Origin of the sequence: Streptomyces sp. NPDC020742, assembly GCF_040641675.1 — a bacterium.
Taxonomy (GTDB): Bacteria; Actinomycetota; Actinomycetes; order Streptomycetales; family Streptomycetaceae; genus Streptomyces.
The window spans coordinates 754,301-772,714 of record NZ_JBFAEA010000001.1; the positions used below are offsets into that span (position 1 = coordinate 754,301).

At 70.8% G+C, this 18,414-nt stretch carries 15 protein-coding genes; 9 read left to right on the forward strand and 6 right to left on the reverse strand.

Annotated features, from left to right (window positions below; all coding sequences use genetic code 11):
* The first annotated feature begins 123 nt into the window (after positions 1 to 123).
* Genes AB0G84_RS03265 through AB0G84_RS03285 form a run of 5 tightly spaced genes read left to right on the forward strand, consistent with a single transcriptional unit; the run spans position 124 to position 5,756 of the window.
* Complete coding sequence (locus AB0G84_RS03265; protein WP_361314681.1) at positions 124 to 1,740, forward strand: ABC transporter substrate-binding protein; 1,617 nt, start codon at positions 124 to 126, stop codon at positions 1,738 to 1,740.
* 25 nt (positions 1,741 to 1,765) lie between these two features.
* On the forward strand, positions 1,766 to 2,689 hold the full coding sequence (locus AB0G84_RS03270; RefSeq protein ID WP_361314684.1) for an ABC transporter permease: 924 nt from the start codon (positions 1,766 to 1,768) through the stop codon (positions 2,687 to 2,689).
* A complete protein-coding gene (locus AB0G84_RS03275) occupies positions 2,682 to 3,662 on the forward strand; it encodes an ABC transporter permease (RefSeq protein WP_361314686.1) in 981 nt (326 codons plus the stop codon). The genes AB0G84_RS03270 and AB0G84_RS03275 overlap by 8 nt, the downstream gene beginning before the upstream one ends.
* An 11-nt stretch (positions 3,663 to 3,673) precedes the next feature.
* Positions 3,674 to 4,696 (forward strand): ABC transporter ATP-binding protein, encoded by a 1,023-nt coding sequence (locus AB0G84_RS03280; protein ID WP_361314689.1) that lies wholly within the window; start codon positions 3,674 to 3,676, stop codon positions 4,694 to 4,696.
* The gene (locus AB0G84_RS03285; RefSeq protein WP_361314692.1) at positions 4,683 to 5,756 is read left to right on the forward strand and encodes a dipeptide ABC transporter ATP-binding protein; all 1,074 of its coding nucleotides are present in this window, start codon (positions 4,683 to 4,685) and stop codon (positions 5,754 to 5,756) included. Before AB0G84_RS03280 ends, AB0G84_RS03285 begins: the two co-directional genes overlap by 14 nt.
* A 122-nt stretch (positions 5,757 to 5,878) precedes the next feature.
* On the opposite strand, the gene AB0G84_RS03290 is transcribed toward AB0G84_RS03285, so the two are convergent.
* The 5 genes from AB0G84_RS03290 to AB0G84_RS03310 form a co-directional block, all read right to left on the reverse strand.
* Complete coding sequence (locus AB0G84_RS03290; RefSeq protein WP_361314694.1) at positions 5,879 to 7,000, reverse strand: dipeptide ABC transporter ATP-binding protein; 1,122 nt, start codon at positions 6,998 to 7,000, stop codon at positions 5,879 to 5,881.
* 12 nt (positions 7,001 to 7,012) lie between these two features.
* On the reverse strand, positions 7,013 to 8,074 hold the full coding sequence (locus AB0G84_RS03295; protein WP_361314697.1) for an ABC transporter ATP-binding protein: 1,062 nt from the start codon (positions 8,072 to 8,074) through the stop codon (positions 7,013 to 7,015).
* Between the two features lie 11 nt (positions 8,075 to 8,085).
* Positions 8,086 to 9,057, reverse strand: a complete 972-nt coding sequence (locus AB0G84_RS03300) for an ABC transporter permease (protein WP_361314700.1) — start codon at positions 9,055 to 9,057, stop codon at positions 8,086 to 8,088.
* Between the two features lie 144 nt (positions 9,058 to 9,201).
* Positions 9,202 to 11,001 carry an ABC transporter substrate-binding protein gene (locus AB0G84_RS03305; RefSeq protein ID WP_361314703.1) on the reverse strand — a complete coding sequence of 600 codons (1,800 nt, stop codon included), beginning with the start codon at positions 10,999 to 11,001 and terminating at the stop codon, positions 9,202 to 9,204.
* A 106-nt stretch (positions 11,002 to 11,107) separates the two neighbouring features.
* On the reverse strand, positions 11,108 to 12,142 hold the full coding sequence (locus AB0G84_RS03310) for an ABC transporter permease (protein WP_361314706.1): 1,035 nt from the start codon (positions 12,140 to 12,142) through the stop codon (positions 11,108 to 11,110).
* Positions 12,143 to 12,629: 487 nt separating this feature from the next.
* On the opposite strand from AB0G84_RS03310, the gene AB0G84_RS03315 reads away from it, so the two are divergent.
* Positions 12,630 to 13,754 (forward strand): hypothetical protein, encoded by a 1,125-nt coding sequence (locus AB0G84_RS03315; RefSeq protein WP_361314708.1) that lies wholly within the window; start codon positions 12,630 to 12,632, stop codon positions 13,752 to 13,754.
* 54 nt (positions 13,755 to 13,808) lie between these two features.
* On the opposite strand, the gene AB0G84_RS03320 is transcribed toward AB0G84_RS03315, so the two are convergent.
* Entirely contained in the window at positions 13,809 to 15,998 is a 2,190-nt protein-coding gene (locus AB0G84_RS03320; RefSeq protein ID WP_361314711.1) for a prolyl oligopeptidase family serine peptidase, read from the reverse strand.
* Positions 15,999 to 16,390: 392 nt separating this feature from the next.
* Between AB0G84_RS03320 and AB0G84_RS03325 the strand changes: the two genes are divergently transcribed.
* From AB0G84_RS03325 to AB0G84_RS03335, 3 genes are all read left to right on the forward strand, one after another.
* Positions 16,391 to 16,585, forward strand: coding sequence for a hypothetical protein (locus AB0G84_RS03325; RefSeq protein ID WP_361314714.1), 195 nt, complete (start codon positions 16,391 to 16,393; stop codon positions 16,583 to 16,585).
* Between the two features lie 108 nt (positions 16,586 to 16,693).
* Positions 16,694 to 17,731 (forward strand): N-acetyl-1-D-myo-inositol-2-amino-2-deoxy-alpha-D-glucopyranoside deacetylase, encoded by a 1,038-nt coding sequence (gene mshB, locus AB0G84_RS03330; protein ID WP_361314717.1) that lies wholly within the window; start codon positions 16,694 to 16,696, stop codon positions 17,729 to 17,731.
* Positions 17,728 to 18,249: a DUF6113 family protein gene (locus AB0G84_RS03335; RefSeq protein WP_361314719.1), complete on the forward strand. Its 522-nt coding sequence runs from the start codon at positions 17,728 to 17,730 to the stop codon at positions 18,247 to 18,249. The genes mshB and AB0G84_RS03335 overlap by 4 nt, the downstream gene beginning before the upstream one ends.
* The last annotated feature ends 165 nt before the right edge of the window (positions 18,250 to 18,414 follow it).

Here is an 18,414-nt window from a genome sequence, read left to right on the forward strand (position 1 = left end):
ACGGGGGTTTTCTCCGGTCTTCGGAGCAGTGGCGGACGCCGCCGGAGTGCGCCACCTCCCGCGGTGCGCTCTGATGTGGCTACGGGACAGCCCTGCGGCAGGATCCGGAGCTGAGGAGGCGTCATGCGTGGAGCGGCGCGCGTGCGGTGGGCGGTGTGCGCGGCCGGTGCCGTCCTCGTGGCCACGGCCTGCGGAGGGGGGAGTGCCGGCCGCTCCGGAGTGGTGAGCGCGTCCTGGGGGGATCCGCAGAACCCATTGGAGCCGGCGAACACCAACGAGGTCCAGGGCGGCAAGGTGCTGGACATGCTCTTCCGGGGGCTGAAGCAGTACAACCCCCGGACCGGGGCCGCGGAGAACGTGATCGCCGACCGGATCGAGACCGGCGACTCCCAGAACTTCACCGTCACCCTGAAACCGGGGTGGACCTTCAGCAACGGGGAGAAGATCACCGCCAAGTCCTTCGTGGACGCCTGGAATTACGGCGCGAAGCTGAGCAACAAGCAGAAGAACGCGGCGTTCTTCCAGTACATCGACGGCTTCGACCGGGTGCACCCGGACCACGGCCGGGCCACCGCTGCCACCCTGTCCGGACTGGCCGTCAAGGACGAGCGGACCTTCACCGTCCGGCTCCGCCAGAAGTTCTCCACCTGGCCGGACACCCTGGGCTACACGGCCTACATGCCGCTGCCCCGGACCTTCTACACCGACCACGCCACCTGGCTGGCCAAGCCGGTCGGCAACGGCCCGTACCTCGTGGACTCCTACGAGAAGGGGTCGGTGCTGCGGATGCGCAAGTGGGACAAGTACCCCGGCAGCGACCCGGCCCGCAACGGCGGGGTGGACCTGCGGGTCTACACCGACAACAACACCGCCTACACCGACCTGCAGGCCGGCAACCTCGACCTGGTCGACGACGTGCCGGCCGCCCAGCTGCGCAACGTCCGGCGGGACGTCGGCGGCCGGTACCTCAACCAGCCGGCCGGCATCATCCAGACCCTCACCTTCCCGCTGTACGACCCGCGGTGGACGCGGCCGGGATCGGAGAAGGTACGCCGCGGGCTGTCGATGGCGATCGACCGGGACCGGATCACCCAGGAGATCTTCCAGCGGACCCGCACCCCGGCCACCGACTGGACCTCGCCGGTGCTGGGGAAGGCCGGCGGGTACGAGGCGGGGCTGTGCGGCGACGCCTGTGTGTTCAACGCGGCAGCGGCGCGGCGGCTGATCAAGGAGGGCGGCGGCATCCCCGGCGGCCGGATGACCCTCACGTACAACGCCGACACCGGCTCCCACAAGGACTGGATCGACGCGATCTGCAACAGCATCAACCGCTCGCTGGGCAACGACGGGGCGTGCGTCGGCCAGCCCGTGGGCACCTTCGCCGACTTCCGCAACAAGATCGCGTCCAAGTCGCTCACCGGGCCGTTCCGGGCCGGCTGGCAGATGGACTACCCGCTGATCCAGAACTTCCTGCAGCCGCTGTACTACACCAACGGCTCCGCCAACGACGGCAAGTTCAGCAACGCCGGCTTCGACAAGCTGGTCAACCAGGCGAACGCGGCGACGGACACCGGCGAGGCCGTCGCGAAGTTCCAGGACGCCGAGAGGATCCTCGCCCAGCAGATGCCGTCCATTCCGCTCTGGTACCAGAACGGCAGCGGCGCGTATGCGGACCGGATCAGCAACGTGTCGCTGAACCCCTTCGGAGTGCCCGTGTACAACGCGATCAAGGTCAACTGAGCCGAGCGGGGAGGAGGTCGGGCCCATGGGACGGTACGTCGTCCGGCGGCTGCTGCAGATGGTCCCGGTGTTCGTCGGCAGCACCTTTCTCATCTTCTTCATGGTCTACGCACTGGGCGACCCGGTCGCCGCGATGTTCGGCGACCGGGCACCGGACCCGGCCACCGCCGCGCAGATCCGCCGCGACCTCTACCTCGACCAGCCGCTGTGGAAGCAGTACCTGCACTACATGGGGCAGATCTTCCAGGGGAACTTCGGCACCGCCTTCAACGGGCAGCCGGTCACCGAGCTGATGGCCACCGCCTTCCCGGTCACCCTGCGGCTGACCCTGGTCGCGGTCGTCATCGAGATGCTGGTGGGGGTGGTGCTGGGCGTCTTCAGCGGCCTGCGGCGGGGCCGGGGCATCGACACCACGGTGCTGATCGCCACGCTGGTGGTGGTGTCCGTGCCGACCTTCGTCAGCGGCTATCTGCTGCAGTTCCTGTTCGGGGTGCGGTGGGCGTGGGCCGCGCCGTCCGTCGCCCCCGAGGCGCCGCTGAACGAACTGCTGCTGCCGGGGCTGGTGTTGGCGCTGGTCTCGCTCGCCTACGTGACCCGGCTGACCCGTACCTCGATCGCGGAGAACGCCCGCGCCGACTACGTCCGTACGGCCATCGCCAAGGGGCTGCCCCGGCACCGCGTCATCACCCGCCACCTGCTGCGCAATTCGCTGATCCCGGTCGTCACCTTCATCGGCACCGACATCGGCGCCCTGATGGGCGGCGCCATCGTCACCGAGCGCATCTTCAACATCCACGGCGTCGGGTTCCAGCTCTACCAGGGCATCCTCCGGCAGAACTCGCCGACCGTGGTGGGCTTCGTGACGATCCTGGTGCTGGTCTTCCTTGCCGCCAACCTCCTCGTCGACCTGCTCTACGCCGTCCTCGACCCGAGGATCCGCTATGCCTGAGTCCTACGTCCCCAAGGAAGCCATCGGCCACGGTGACGGCGGGCCCGCCGCCCTGGCCATCGGCGAGGCCGAGTCACTGGAGCGCCGGCCGGGCGCCGCCCCGCCGCCCCCCGGCGCACCCCTGGGCAAGCCGCGCAGCCTGTGGAGCGACGCCTGGCACGACCTGTGCCGCAACCCGGTCTTCGTGCTCTCCGCGCTGGTCATCGTCTTCCTGGTGGTCATCGCGATCTGGCCGCAGCTGATCGCCACCGGCAACCCCTACCGCGCCGACCTGGCCAAGGCCCAGCAGGGCTCCCAGCCCGGCCACCCCTTCGGCTTCGACACCCAGGGCCGGGACGTCTACACCCGGGTCGTCTACGGGGCCCGGGCCTCCATCACCGTCGGCATCTGCGCCACGGCGGGGGCCGCGCTGCTCGGCAGCCTGCTCGGCGGGCTGGCCGGCTTCTTCGGCAACTGGTCGGACACCCTGCTCTCCCGGCTCGCCGACGTCTTCTTCGGCATCCCGGTGGTCCTCGGCGGGCTGGTCTTCCTGTCCGTGGTCACCAGCGGCACCGTCTGGCCGGTCGTCGGCTTCATCGTGCTGCTCGGCTGGCCGCAGGTCTCCCGGATCGCCCGCGGCGCGGTGGTCACCGCCAAGCAGAACGACTACGTCCAGGCCGCCCGGGCGCTGGGCGCCGGCAGTGGGCGGCTGCTGCTGCGGCACATCGCCCCCAACGCCGTGGCCCCCGTCATCGTCGTCGCCACCATCGCGCTGGGCACCTACATCGCCCTGGAGGCCACCCTGTCCTACCTGGGCGTGGGCCTGAAGCCGCCCACCATCTCCTGGGGCATCGACATCTCCGCCGCCTCCACCTACATCCGCACCGCCCCCCACATGCTGCTGTGGCCGGCCGGCGCGCTGAGCATCACGGTGCTGGCGTTCATCATGCTCGGCGACGCGGTCCGCGACGCCCTCGACCCCAAGCTGCGCTGAGGAGACGGCAGATGACGAACGGAGCCGGCACGCCGGAGGGCGGCAGCGCCCCGCCGCTGCTGGAGGTTCGGGACCTGCGGGTGGAGTTCCGTACCCGGGACGGCATCGCCCGGGCCGTGAACGGCATCAGCTGCACCGTGGCGCCCGGACAGACCCTCGCGGTGCTCGGCGAGTCCGGCTCCGGCAAGTCCGTCACCGCGCAGGCCGTGATGGGCATCCTCGACTCCCCGCCCGGGTACGTCACCGGCGGGGAGATCCTCTTCCAGGGACGCGATCTGCTGACGCTGCGCAAGGAGGAGCGGCGACGGATCCGGGGCGCCCGGATGGCCATGATCTTCCAGGACGCGCTCTCCGCGCTGAACCCCGTCCTGAGCGTCGGTGCCCAGCTCGCGGAGGTCTTCCAGGTCCACGAGGGGACGGGCCGCAAACAGGCCCGCGGCCGGGCCGTGGAGTTGATGGAGCGGGTCGGCATCCCCGCGGCCCGGGCGCGGGTGGGGGATTACCCGCACCAGTTCTCCGGAGGGATGCGCCAGCGCATCATGATCGCCATGGCGCTGGCCCTCGGCCCGGACCTGATCATCGCGGACGAGCCGACCACCGCCCTGGACGTCACCGTGCAGGCGCAGGTGATGGACCTGCTCGCGGAGCTCCAGCGGGAACGCACCATGGGCCTGATCCTGATCACCCACGACCTGGGCGTGGTCGCCGACGTCGCCGACACCATCGCGGTGATGTACGCCGGCCGGATCGTGGAGACCGCACCCGTCCACCAGCTCTACCGGGCCCCCGCCCACCCGTACACCCGCGGCCTGTTGGACTCCATCCCGCGGCTGGACCACAAGGGCCGGCGGCTGCACGCGATCAAGGGCCTGCCACCCAGCCTGACGGCCGTTCCGCCGGGCTGTCCGTTCCATCCGCGCTGCCCGCTGGCCCAGGACGTCTGCCGCACCGACCCGCCGCCGCTGTACGAGGTCGGCCCCGGCCGGGCCAGCGCCTGCCACTTCTGGAAGGAGACCCTCGATGGTGCGCGGTGACACCGCCGGGGACCGGCCCACCGGGCCGGCGCCGGGTGAGCCCCTCCTCGAAGTCCGCGACCTGGTCAAGCACTTCCCGCTCACCCGGGGCGTGCTGTTCCAGAAGCAGATCGGCGCGGTCAAGGCCGTCGACGGGGTCTCCTTCGACCTCCACAAGGGCGAAACGCTCGGCATCGTCGGCGAATCGGGCTGCGGGAAGTCCACCGTCGCCAAGCTGCTGGTCGCCCTGGAACGCCCCACGGCCGGCCGGATCCGCTACCGCGGCGAGGACCTCACCAAGCTGTCGGGCCGGGCGATGAAGGCCGTGCGCCGCAACATCCAGATGGTCTTCCAGGACCCCTACACCTCCCTCAACCCCCGGATGACGGTGGGCGACATCATCGGCGAGCCCTTCGAGATCCACCCCGAGGTGGCCCCCAAGGGAGACCGCCGCCGGCGGGTCCAGGAACTGCTGGAGGTGGTCGGGCTCAACCCCGAGTACGTCAACCGCTACCCGCACCAGTTCTCCGGTGGCCAGCGCCAGCGGATCGGTATCGCCCGTGGCCTCGCCCTGCGCCCCGAGATCATCGTCGCGGACGAGCCGGTCTCCGCGCTGGACGTCTCCGTACAGGCCCAAGTGGTCAATCTGCTGGCCCAGTTGCAGGACGAGTTCGAGCTGTCCTACGTCTTCATCGCCCACGACCTGTCCGTGGTGCGGCACATCTCCGACCGGGTCGCGGTGATGTACCTGGGCCGGTTCGCCGAGATCGGCACCGACGAACAGATCTACGACCACCCCACCCACCCGTACACCCAGGCCCTGCTCTCCGCCGTCCCCGTACCGGACCCGGGCGCCCGCGCGGCCCGCGACCGGATCCTGCTCACCGGCGACGTGCCCTCACCCGCCGACCCCCCGTCCGGCTGCCGCTTCCGCACCCGCTGTTGGAAGGCGCAGGAGCTGTGCGCGGCGCAGGAGCCGCCGCTGGAGATCCCCCCGGAGTTCCGGGACGCGGCGGGGCCGGTGCGGCACGCCTCGGCCTGCCACTTCGCCGAGGAGCGCAGGGTCGTCCCGAGCGGATAGCCGCCGCCGGCCCACCCGACCGGGGTCCGGGAGGGGCGCCGGTAAGGGCCCGCGGCGCGCGGCACACGACAGCGCCGCCGTGGCGGGAACCTCCCCACCACGGCGGCGCTCCGGTCGGCGGTCTACTCGTCCGTCGCGGACTCCTCGATCGCGGCCAGCGCCGGGTCGAGGACGATGTCCTCGTCGCGGGCAGCGGTGGTCGGCTCCTCCGGGAAGTGGCAGGCCGTCAGGTGGCCGCCCGCGCTGTCGGAGAGCTGCACCAGCGGCGGCTCTTCGGTGGCGCACTTGTCCTGCGCCTTCCAGCAGCGGGTGCGGAAGCGGCAGCCCGACGGCGGGTTGACCGGGGAGGGGACGTCGCCGGCCAGGCGGATCCGCTCCCGCTCCTCGTCCGCGCTCTCCACCAGCTTCGCCTCGGGCACCGCCGAGAGCAGGGCGTGGGTGTACGGGTGGCGCGGCCGGTTGTAGATCTCGTCGCGGGTGCCCACCTCGACGATCTTGCCGAGGTACATCACCGCGACCCGCTCGCTGAAGTGCCGCACGATCGCCAGGTCATGGGCGATGAACACGAAGGCGATGCCCAGCTCGCGCTGGAGCCCCTGGAGCAGGTTGACCACCTGCGCCTGGATGGACACGTCCAGCGCGGAGACCGGCTCGTCCGCGACGATCAGCTTCGGCTCCAGGGCCAGCGCCCGGGCCACGCCGATGCGCTGCCGCTGGCCGCCGGAGAACTCGTGCGGGAAGCGGTTGTAGTGCTCCGGGTTCAGGCCCACGGTCTCCAGGAGCTCGCGGATCCGCTTCTCCCGGCCGCCGGGCGGGTTGATCCCGTTGATCTCCATCGGGCCGCCGATGATGGTGCCGACCGTCTGCCGCGGGTTGAGCGAGGCGTACGGGTCCTGGAAGATCATCTGGATCTCGGAGCGGACCGGCGCCAGCTGCTTGCGGCCCGCGTGGGTGATGTCCTGGCCCGCGTAGGTGATCTTGCCGGCGCTCGGCTCCATCAGCCGGGTCAGCAGCCGCCCGGTGGTGGACTTGCCGCAGCCGGACTCGCCGACCAGGCCGAAGCTCTCACCGGCGTGCACGGTCAGGTCCAGGCCGTCGACGGCCTGGACCGCGCCGACCTTCCGTTTGAACGGGAAGCCGCCGTAGATCGGGAAGTGCTTGGTCAGGCCTTCGGCGGTGAGCAGCGGCTCGCCCAGGGCGGGCGCGGCATCACGGGGCGCCGGGAGGGTGACGTTGTCGGTCATGGTGGTCGCTCCCTAGCCCAGCCGGGGCTTGATCTGCTCGGTGAAGAAGGTCTGCTTCTGCTCGGCGCTCAGGTGGCACGCGGCGGCCCGGCCCAGCTCCAGCAGCGGCCGCTCCTCGGTGCAGCGGCCGCCGTCGACCTCGCCGGTGAAGCCGCAGCGCGGGTTGAAGGCGCAGCCGGACGGCGGGTTGAGCAGGCTCGGCGGGGAGCCGGGGATCGGGTGCAGCGCCTCGTTGACGTCCGAGGAGAGCCGCGGCATCGAGCTCAGCAGGCCCCAGGTGTAGGGGTGCCGGGGCTCGGTGAGGATCTCCTTGACGGAGCCGCGCTCCACGGCCCGGCCGCCGTACATCACCAGCAGCTTGTCCGCGGTGTTGGCGACCACGCCGAGGTCGTGGGTGATCAGGATGATCGCGGACCCGAACTCCTGCTGGAGGTCCTTGAGGAGGTCGAGGATCTGCGCCTGGACGGTGACGTCCAGGGCGGTGGTCGGCTCGTCGGCGATCAGCAGCTGGGGGTTGCAGACCAGCGCCATGGCGATCATCGCGCGCTGGCGCATACCGCCGGAGAACTGGTGCGGGTAGTCGTCGACCCGCAGATTGGGCTGCGGGATGCCGACCTTGGTCAGCATCTCGATGGCGCGCTGCCGGCCCTCGCGCTTGCTGGCGCCGGTGTGCTTCATGAACGGTTCGGCGATCTGCCGGCCCACCGTGTAGTACGGCGACAGCGCGGTCAGCGCGTCCTGGAAGATCATCGCCATCTTGTTGCCGCGGAGCTTCTCCAGGGTCTTCTCCCGGGCCCCGGTCAACTCCTGGCCGTCCAGGTGGATCTCGCCGCCGATCTCGGTGACCTTCGGGTTGTGCAGCCCCAGGATCGCGAGGTTGGTCACGGACTTGCCGGAGCCCGACTCGCCCACGATGCCGAGGGTCTCGCCGCGTTCCAGATCGAAGGAGAGACCGTCGACCGCCTTGACGATGCCGTCCTCGGTGGAGAACCGCACATGCAGGTCACGAACGGACAGGAAGGGGTCGGACCCGGACGGCACGGTGGTGCCTTCGGTCTTGGTGAGTGTGGTCACTTCAGGCTCTCCTAGGACAGGCGCACGCGCGGGTCGATGAAGGCGTACGTCGCATCCACGATGATGTTGAACACCAGGATCAGGGCGGCGCTGAAGACCAGCACGCCCAGGACCATGGGCAGATCCAGGGTGAGGACGGAGTCGATCGCGAGCCGTCCGACGCCCGCCAGCTGGAAGGTGAACTCGGTGATCATCGCGCCACCGAACAGCGAGCTGAGGTCCATGCCGAGGATGGTCACGATGGGGATCAGCGAGCCGCGCCAGGCGTAGCGCAGGAAGACGTAGGAGCTGGACATGCCCTTCGCCTTGGCGGTCCGGACGTGCTCCTCCTGCAGCTGCTCGATCATCGTCGAGCGGGACATACGGGTGTACTGCGCGGTGAAGATCGTCGCCATCACGACCCAGGGCAGCAGCAGCCCCATGAACCAGCCGGCCGGGTCCGAGGTGATCGGCACGTACCGGGGGGACTCCATGAGCCCGCTGTAGACGAACAGACCCAGGGCGATCGGGCCGAGGATGTAGATCTGGGCCGAGCTCAGCACCATCGAGATCGAGGTGAGGAACTTGTCCAGGAACGAGCCGCGCTTGTAGGCGGCGAGCAGGCCGGTGCCCAGGCCCACCGTCAGGAACACCGCGGCGCCGCCGATGGCCAGCGAGGCGGTGGTGGGCAGCCGGTCCATCAGGGTCGACCAGACGTCCTGCTTGGTGGCGAAGGAGTAGCCGAAGCAGGGGGCGCTGCAGTGTCCGACGGAGTAGTCACGGCCGGCGAAGATGCCGACGAGGAAGTCCCAGAACTGGGTGGTCAGCGGCTTGTCGAGGCCGAGGTTCTGGTGGATCAGCGCGATGTTGTCCGCGGTGCAGTTCTTTCCGCAGGACATCGCGGCCGGGTCACCGGCCCCGAAGAACACGAAGAAGGTGAAGGCACTGAGCAGGAGGAGGATGACAACAGCGCCGAACGTCCGGCGAAGTAGGAATTGAAGCATGGCAGTTCGCTGCTCTCAGGACGGCGGCGGCAGTGGGCGTGAGGGGTGGCGGACAAAGGCTCCGGAGGGCGCGCGTTCCGCCGTGTGCGCGCCGTCCGGAGGACCTTCGTCAGGCGGTCTGCCTGCCGTCGGCAGGCGGGACCGTTACTTCTTCAGGTAGAGCGTGTTCGGGTCGAGGTAGCTGACGTCCAGGTTGTAGCGGACGCCACCGACGTTCGAGCCGGCCAGCTGGAGCATCTTGGTGTAGAAGACCGGCGCGGCCGGGTTGACCTTCTCCACGATGTACTGGTGCAGCTTCTGCCACTCCTCGGTCGCCTTCTTGACGTCGGTGATCTCCGAGATGCGGGCGATCTCGGCGTTCACGTGCTTGTCGTTGACGTGGGAGTAGTTCGAGGCGCCGTCCTGGATGGTGGTGCCGTCGTAGGACGGCGGGATGACCGTCGAGGCGTCCGGCCAGTCCTGGCCCCAGCCGGTCATGTAGATGTCGAAGCCGTTGTCGACCTTGCCCATCTGCTCGTACCAGGAGGCCGCGTCGACCTCCTTCTTCTGCACGTTGAAGCCGGCCTTGGTCAGCGCGTCCTCGATGGCGACGGCTTCCTTCTGGCGGGCCTCGGTGTTGGAGTAGGCGTAGACGAGCTTCATGCCCGTCTTACCGGCCTCCTTGAGGAGCTTCTTGGCCTTCTCCGGGTCGCCGTTGGGGTGCGTCAGCTTGCCGTAGGGGTCGTAGCCCTTCTTGTAGCCCGCCACGGTCGGGGCGAGCAGACCGCCGGCGATCTCACCGCCGTAGCTGCCGCCGTTGAGCCGGACGATCTGCTGGTTCGGCAGGGCGTAGGTGATCGCGTCGCGGATCTTCTTGTCCTTGAGGCGGTCCATGTTGAAGTTCATCTGCCAGACGTAGGGCTGGTAGCCCTGCACCAGGCGCTTGCTGGCGCTGGCGTTGCTCAGCACGTCCTTGGTCAGCGTGGGGTCCACCTGGTTGGTGAAGCTCACCGCGTTCTTGGCCTCACCCTGGTCGGCCATCAGGCGCTTGGTGGAGTCCGACGCCTGGTGGTTGAAGGTGATGTTGTAGCCGTCCGGGTACTGGTGGTGCACCGGGTCCGTCTTGCCGTCCCAGTTCTTGTTGCGCACCAGCTGCATGGACTTGCCGGACTTGAACGACGCGATCTTGTACGGGCCCGAGCAGACCGGCTTGACGTCGTAGGCGTCCTTGGTGTCCTTGGCGCTGTCCGGGACCGCGGCGTAGCCGGGCATCGTCAGCGCGTAGGGCAGCTGCGACTGCGGCTTCTTGAAGTGGAAGATGACGGTCTTGTCGTCCGGGGTGTCCAGGACGGACTTGGGCAGGTGGTCGCCCTTGTACGGACCCTCCGGCAGCGCCTTGCGGTAGCTCGTGCCGGCGCCCGACAGCCAGGTCTGGACGTAGGTCGGGCCGTCGGTGATGAACTTGGCGTACAGCCGCTCTATCGTGTGACGGATGTCCTTCGAGGTGATCGGCTTGCCGTCCTCGAACTTGATGCCGTCCTTGAGGGTGTACTTCCAGGTCTTGCCGCCGTCGGACATCTGGCCGGCGTCGGTGGCGAGGTCGCCCACGACCTTGGCGTTGCCCTTGTCGTCCTGCTTGAAGGCGGTCAGCCCGCGGAAGATCAGCTGCGACAGCGACTTCATGTCGCTGACGTACATCTGGCCCGGGTCCAGGTGGTTGTAGCTGTCACGTTGGAACACGCGGATGGTGCCGCCGTTGCGCGCATCCTTGACCGCGACCGCCGGGCCGGTGGAGTCGGCGGCGGTGCCCATCGGGATCACCTTGGCCTGCGCCGCGGCGTCCGCGTCCGTCTGCGACTTGTCCTTGCCGGAGTCGCTGCCGCCGCTGCAGCCGGTGAGCGCGAGCGAGCCGGCCGCCAGGGCCACGATCACCGCGCGTGCTCTGCGCGTAGATAGTGCGTTCATGGGTTCCAAGCACCTGCCTGTCAGTTGGGGTCCAGATGTGCTGTCTGAAGCAATCCGGGGCTGGCCCGGCAGGTGGGGGAGACAGCAGCCCCCCTCAAGTGGACGATCAGCGCCCGGACTTGGGGTCGAAGGCGTCGCGTACCGAGTCTCCGAGGAGGTTGAAGCACAGCACGAAGATCAGCATGGCCGCGGCGGGGAAGAGCAAGAACGTGGGGTCGTTCTCGTAGAAGTGGGCGCCGGCCTGGAACAGTCGACCCCAGTCGGGGGTCGGCTCGATGATGCCGACGCCCAGGAAGGACAGGCCCGCCTCCGCGGTCACGAAGAGGGGGAGCATGTAGGTGCTCTGCACCAGCACGGGGGTGACCACGTTCGGCAGCAACTCCTTGCGGATGATCCGCCAGGGCGAGGCGCCGGTGATCTTCGCGGCCTCGACGAACTCCCGCTCGCGCAGGGAGAGCACCTGTCCGCGCAGCAGTCGCGCCAGGCCCATCCAGCCCAGGAACCACTGCACGATGATCAGTGCACAGACCCGGACGTAGGTCGGGGTCTCGTCGCCCGGCGGCACGAAGAGCGCCACCACGATCGGCATGAAGGCCACGAAGGTCAGCTGGCTCGGGAAGGCCAGCAGGAAGTCGATCACGCGGCTCAGGAAGTAGTCCGCCTTGCCGCCGACGTAGCCAGCCGTGACACCGATGATGATGCCGGTGATCACGGTCAGGATGGTCACCGCGACGGAGATGCCCAGGGACATCCGGATGCCGTAGATGAGCTGCATGAACACATCGCGGCCCAGCTGCGGCTCGATGCCCATCCAGTGCTCGGGCGAGATGCCGCCGTTGGCGCCGGCCGGATAGCCGAACTCGTCGAGCAGGTTGGGGTCTTCGTTGCCGTAGAGCGTGTACGGGTCCTTGCCGTACAGCGCGCCGATCACCGGGGCGAGCGCCGCGATGACGAAGAACGCCAGCACGACGATGCCGCACACCACACCGGAGCGGTCGCGCTTGAAGCGCATCCACATCAACTGGCCGGGGGAACGGCCGACGAGCTCACCCCCCTTGCCCTTCTTTTCCTTCTTCAGACCCTTGGGTCCAAGTCCGCGGTCATCGGACTTGGTAGCCGCGGTCTGGGATGGACTAGTCATCGCGAAGTGCCCCCGCGCCGAGTTCTCTTGGAACGTGAAGCGGCGCCGTCTGCACCGCTGGATGAGCGGACTTTCGCAAGTGATTTATGGCGGAGTCAAGGGGATCGGGTGTGCTCGTGAACAGGTCGTCTACTTCTTGAGCGAAGATTGCGCAGATTGACGCCCGGGCGTGCTTGACAGGGGGGCGCGATATGCGGCATGGGGGACATATCATCCCCAACTTCTTTAACATGAAGGCAACTTCACTGTCGCAACACCGATATACGGACGCGCCATGATGAACAACGTACGGCCGTGCGGGTGCCGTAGACCGGCCGGGGTCGCCAGGAGGCGCCCCGGCCGGTTCATTTTTTGCCCCGTTTCGTCCGGTGTCCCGCCCGGGCGTTGTTGTCCCCGCGCCCCGACTGCAGTAGACCTGCGGTGGACGCCTCGTATACCGGGGCGCCGTGGACGACCCTGACACACCGACACGGACGGGGGGCGGGCCGTGTCCACAGTGCGGGACCGCGTTCTCACCCACGGCGCACGTGGCCTCGCCGCGCTGCTCTGCCTGCTGCTCGCCCTGCTCGGCGCGGCCTGGATCGTCCGCGACCTCGCGGTCGCCCAACACGCCGCCGATGTGGCCCGGACCTGGTTCGGAGAGGCCCGCCGGCCACGGGAGTTCACCGCCTGGGCCACCTCCCCGCTCGACCCGCTGCTGGTGCTCGGCGCGCTGGCCGCGGCGGTCATCGCCCTGCGCCCCACCGTTCCCCCGGCCGTGGCCGCCGGCGCCCTGCTCTCCCTCGCCACCGCCACCGTCCTGCTGCGCACCCCTCTGGTGTGGACGCTCGGTGCCGGCTGGCTCCAGGGGTTGGACAGCGGTCTCACCCACCGGGCGCGGCTGACCGTCCTCGCTCAGCTCGCCCTCGCCGTCGCCCTGTTCCTGGTGGTCGCGGCCGGCCGCCGGCCCGGCCCGCGGACCGGCCGGCACACCAGGAGCCCGGTGCTGGAACTGCCCGAGGTGGCCGCCACCGCCTACGGCGTCGTCCACGCCGCCCCGTACGGGATCACCCCCAACCGGCCCGGCCGCCCGCGCACCGCGCCGGCCCGCACCGCCGCCGTCCTGCTGACCGCCGCCGGACTCGCCGTCGCCGGCTGGAACGTCCACTGGTGGCTCCGGCTCGGCGGGGACACCTACCGCAAGGGGCTGCTCGGCGACCCCTCGGTCTTCCGCGCCCTGCTCCAACCGCCGGTCCACTGGCTCACGGCCGCACTCGCCCTGCTGGCCCTCGGCGCCGCGGCGGCCTCCTGGCGCCGGGCCGCTTGGTCCCGGCCCGCCGCGGCCACCGCCGCGGCCCTGCTCCTGGTGCACGCCGCCGCCGCGCTGGCCTCCGCCGTGCACACCGGGCAGGCCGACCGGTTCGCCGCGCTGCCCGCCGAGGCCGGGCTGGAGCTGGTCACCGCCGCCCTCGTGGCGCTCGCCGCCCTCGCCGTGCTGCTCGCCGCCGCCCGCCGCGGCGAAGGGGCCCCCGCAGGGGGCACCGCCAGGGTGCTCTCCTACGGCTCCGCCCCGGGCGAGGCGCGGCCCCCGCACGCCCCGCCCCCGCCGTCCACGCTCCCGCCCGGGTGGTGACACCCGGCCCGGCCGGCCGGCGGCGAACCCGCTGACCGACCGGGACCGTTCAGGTCAGGAGGAAATCCCCAACGACCGCTTGAGGAAGTCGACTTGGAGCAGCAGGAGATTTTCGGCCACCTGCTCCTGGGGCGTCATATGGGTCACCCCGGACAGCGGCAGCACCTCGTGCGGGCGGCCCGCCGCCAACAGCGCCGACGACAGTCGCAGCGAATGCGCCACCACCACGTTGTCGTCCGCCAGGCCGTGCACGATCAGCATCGGCCGGTGCGGCTCCACCGCACCCGACAGCCCCTCGTCCGTGAGCAGCGAGTTCTCCGCGTACACCGCCGGTTCCCGGTCCGGGTGCCCCAGGTAGCGCTCCTGGTAATGGGTGTCGTACAGCCGTAGATCGGTCACCGGCGCACCCACCACCGCCGCATGGAAGACGTCCGGCCGCCGCAGCGCCGCCAGCCCCGCCAGATACCCGCCGAACGACCAGCCGCGGATCGCCACCCGCTCCAGGTCCAGGGGAAAGGATCCGGCCAGCGCCTGGAGCGCATGGACCTGGTCGTCCAGCGCCACCTCGGCGATCCGCCGGGAGACCGCCTTCTCCCAGGACGGCGAGCGGCCCGGGGTGCCCCGCCCGTCCGCGACGATCACCGCGAACCCCTGGTCGGCGAACCACTGCGAGGTCAGATGGGCGTTGTGGGAGGCGACCACCCGCTGGCCGTGCGGCCCGCCGTACGGGTCGAGCAGCACCGGCAGCGGACCGTCCCCCTCCGTATAGCCGGACGGCAGCAGCACCGCACACGGAATCTCCCGCTCCCCGGCCAGCACCAGACGCGGCCGGGCCGTGATCGCCGGGGAGTCGGCGAACGAACCGATCGAGGCCAGCGACTTCTCCCCACCGTCCGGGTCCAGCCGCACCACCTCCACCTGGGTGCCCGGCCGCTCCAGCGACGTCTGCGACAGCACGGTCACCGCCCCGCCGCGCACCGCGGAGGACACCGTCGGATACGGCCGCGTCGCCACCCGCTCCCAGCCGCCCTGGTCGCCGCTGCCGCGGAACCACGCCCGGTAGACCCCGATGTCGTGCATGTCGGCGCCGCTCGCGGAGAACAGCACGTCGTCCGCGCCGATGTCCAGCACCGCCCGCACATGCAGCGGCGCCCCGGTCAGCGGGCGGTCCCCCACGAACAGCTTGCGCGCACCGCCCTCGTCGGCGATCCGCACCAGCCGCCCGTCCGGCGTCCAGGCCGGCACCCCGGGGAACGGCTCCACCCAGACCTCGTCCTCGTCCTCGTGCACCGTCCGGGTCGCCCCGGTCGCCGTGTCCACCGTCAGGTACCGCTGGTCACGCTGGTCGCGGGCCTGCACCAGCAGCAGCGGCGGCCCGGCCGCCGACCAGTGCACCCGCGCCAGATACGGATAGCGCGCGCGGTCCCACTCCACGTCCGTGCGCGAGCCGTCCAGCCCGAACAGGGCCAGCGACACCTCGGCGTTGGCGGTGCCGGCCGCCGGGTAGGCCACCTGCGCCGGCTCCCGGTCCGGGTGCGCCGGGTCGGAGATCCACCAGCGCCGCACCGGTGCCTCGTCGACCCGCGCGGCCAGCACCGCGTCGCTCTCCGGGGACCACCAAAAGCCCCGGTAGCGCCCCATCTCTTCGGCCGCGATGAACTCCGCCAGCCCCCAGGTCACCTCGGGCCCGTCCGGCTCCACCAGCACCCGGTCCTCCGGGGCGCCCGCCCCGCCGGGTGCGTCGGCCCCGTCCGGCGTCGTGCTGCCGTCCACCGCGACCACCCGCAGCCGCCCCTGCGCCACAAAGGCCACCTGCCGGCCGTCTGGGGACGGCCGCGGGTCCACCACCGGCCCGTGGACCGGCAGTTCACGGGTGGTGCCGGCCCGCAGCTCCGAGATGAACAGCCGCCCGGAGAGCGGGAAGGCCGCCAACTCCACCGCGGAGTCCGTCGCATAGCCCACGATGCCGGCCGAGCCCTCCCGGCTCCGCTCCCGCCGCGCCCGCTCCTCCGGCGAGAGCCGCTCCGCCGCGCCCGCCAGCAGGGCTGCGGGGTCGGCGGCGGTGAACTCCCGTCCCTGCTCCAGGTCGAGCACGCACAACCGCTGACTGCGGTCGGTGCCGGAGGCGGAGCGGAGGAAGACGACGCGCGCACCGTCCGGGGAGACGGTGAAGCCGCGCGGGGCGCCCAAAGTGAAGCGCTGCGTACGGGCAGAGTGCCGCGGGAACGAAGGCTGTCCGGTCATGGGGGCGAGCCTAGGCCCTGCCGTCAAACTCCCGTCCGCGTTCCGGGGCAGACGGCCGGACTTCGACGACAGGGGCCAGGCCCTGCCGCCGCGCTCCCGTTGGCGCCCCGGCGACAAACACCGCCGCTGTCCGGCCGCGGCCGGAACGCGATCGCGCACCACCGCACACGAACCGGGGGCGGGGCTCACCCCCCTCGCGCGCGTGAAGATCGTGTGCGCCCCCGCTCTGCTTCCGTGCCCCGAGTTATGCGCTAGGACGGAAAGTTATGATCCCTTGCGCGTAGGGGGTACGGGGTAAAGAGCCCTTGGCATACCCCGGTGCGCGGGTCCGTGCGGACGGGCCGGTGCACCGCAACTCTGTCCGGACCGTGTGTACTTGGAGGTGAGCCGCCGTGGCACTCTCGATTTCGGCGGTGGTGCTGCTGGCGATCATCGTGTTCTTGCTCGTCAAGAAATCCGGACTGAAGGCCGCGCATGCGTTCGTCTGCATGCTGCTGGGCTTCTATCTGGCCAGCTCGTCCCTCGCCCCGACGGTCAAATCGCTGACGACCAACGTCGCCAGCATGATCGGCGGCATCAAGTTCTGAGCCACCCGCTCCGGCCCGCCCCACCCCCTCCGGTGGCCCGCCGCGCCACCCGGCGCGGCCACCGGAACAGCGGGTGAGGGCGGGCCGGGCGGCTCGTAGGCTGTCGGCATGACCTCCGACCCTCGCCCGGCCACCGCTGGGGGGTACCCCCGGCCCGCCTCCGTCCCCGGTGGAGACCCCGCGCCCGGCCGTGACCGCCCCGCCCGCCGTCTGCTGTTGGTGCACGCGCACCCGGACGACGAATCGATCAACAACGGCGTGACCATGGCCAAGTACGCGGCCGAGGGCGCCCGGGTCACCCTGGTGACCTGCACGAGCGGCGAAGAGGGCGAGGTCATCCCGCCCGAGCTCGCCCACCTCGCCCCGGACCGCGACGACACCCTCGGCCCGCACCGCGTCGGCGAGCTGGCCGCCGCCATGGCCGAGCTCGGCGTCACCGACCACCGCTTCCTCGGCGCCGCCGGCCGCTACCGCGACTCCGGCATGATGGGCGCCCCCCAGAACGAGCGGCCGGACTCCTTCTGGCAGGCCCCGCTCGACGCCGCCGCCGCCGACCTGGTCGCGGTCATCCGGGAGGTCCGGCCCCAGGTCCTGGTCACCTACGACGCCCACGGCGGTTACGGCCACCCCGACCACATCAAGGCGCACCGGGTCGCCATGCGCGGTGCCGAACTCGCCGCCCGGGACGACTTCCGGCCCGACCTCGGCGCCGCACACGCCATCGCGAAGATCTACTGGAACTGCAACCCCCGCTCCCTCGTCGAGGAGGGCTTCGCGCGGCTGCACGCCGCCGGCCACCACTTCCCCGGCATCGCCTCCGTGGACGACGTCCCCGGAGTGGTGCCCGACGCCGACGTCACCGCCTCGATCACCGGTGACCGGGCCCACGCCGCGGCGAAGAGCGCCGCGATGCGCGCCCATTACACCCAGATCGCGGTCGACGGGCCGTTCTTCGCGCTCTCCAACGACCTGGGGCAGCCGCTGTTCGCCACCGAGCACTATCAGCTGGTGCACGGCGACCCCGGACCCCCGGCCACCCCGGGCGGCCGCGAGGACGACCTCTTCGCCGGACTCGCCGGCCTCGGGGGGCCGACGGGCATGGGGGAGAATGAGCACACCGAGGAGGCAGAGGAGGCAGCAGAATGAGCACGGCCGACGGCGACAACGGCAGCACACCCCCCGGCAAGAGGCAGCGCGCCCGCACGGCCTCTGCCGGCACGCCCGGCGCGGGCCCGCGGAACCGCTCCGGCCCGCCGGTGGCGCCCGGCGGCGCCACCGCACTGCACGCCCCCCTCACCCCGGGGCGGATCGCCCTCTACGCCCTGCTCCTGGTCACCGGCGTGCTCGTCGCGCTCGCCGGCACCCTCGTCCAGGCCGCCTGGTTCCCCGGGGGACTGGCCCTGGCCCTGGGCGGCGTCGGCGGCCTCTTCTACGGAGGGTCCCGGGCCACCGGTACCCCGGCCGGCGTGCTGGTCCCCGGTGCCGCCTGGCTCGTCACCGTGTTCCTGCTGCTCAGCGAGGCCCGACCGGAGGGCGACTTCCTCTTCGGCCCCGGCGCCGGTTCCTATGTCTTCCTGCTCGGCGGGATCCTGATCGCTGTGATCTGCACCACCGCCACCCAGCTGCGCGCCGCCGGTGTCCGCCCCGGCCGCATCGGCGGATGACGTGGCCCATACCGGGACGGATGTCACGCCGCTCCTGGTGAACGGCCCCCGCACCGGGGTTTCGCCGGCGGCGGGGGTGTTCGTACGCTCCCCGGGTGTCCGTCCGTGGCGGACAGTATGGTGGTGCGCGCCGTCGCGCCGCCCTGGGGGCACCCCCCGGCCTCG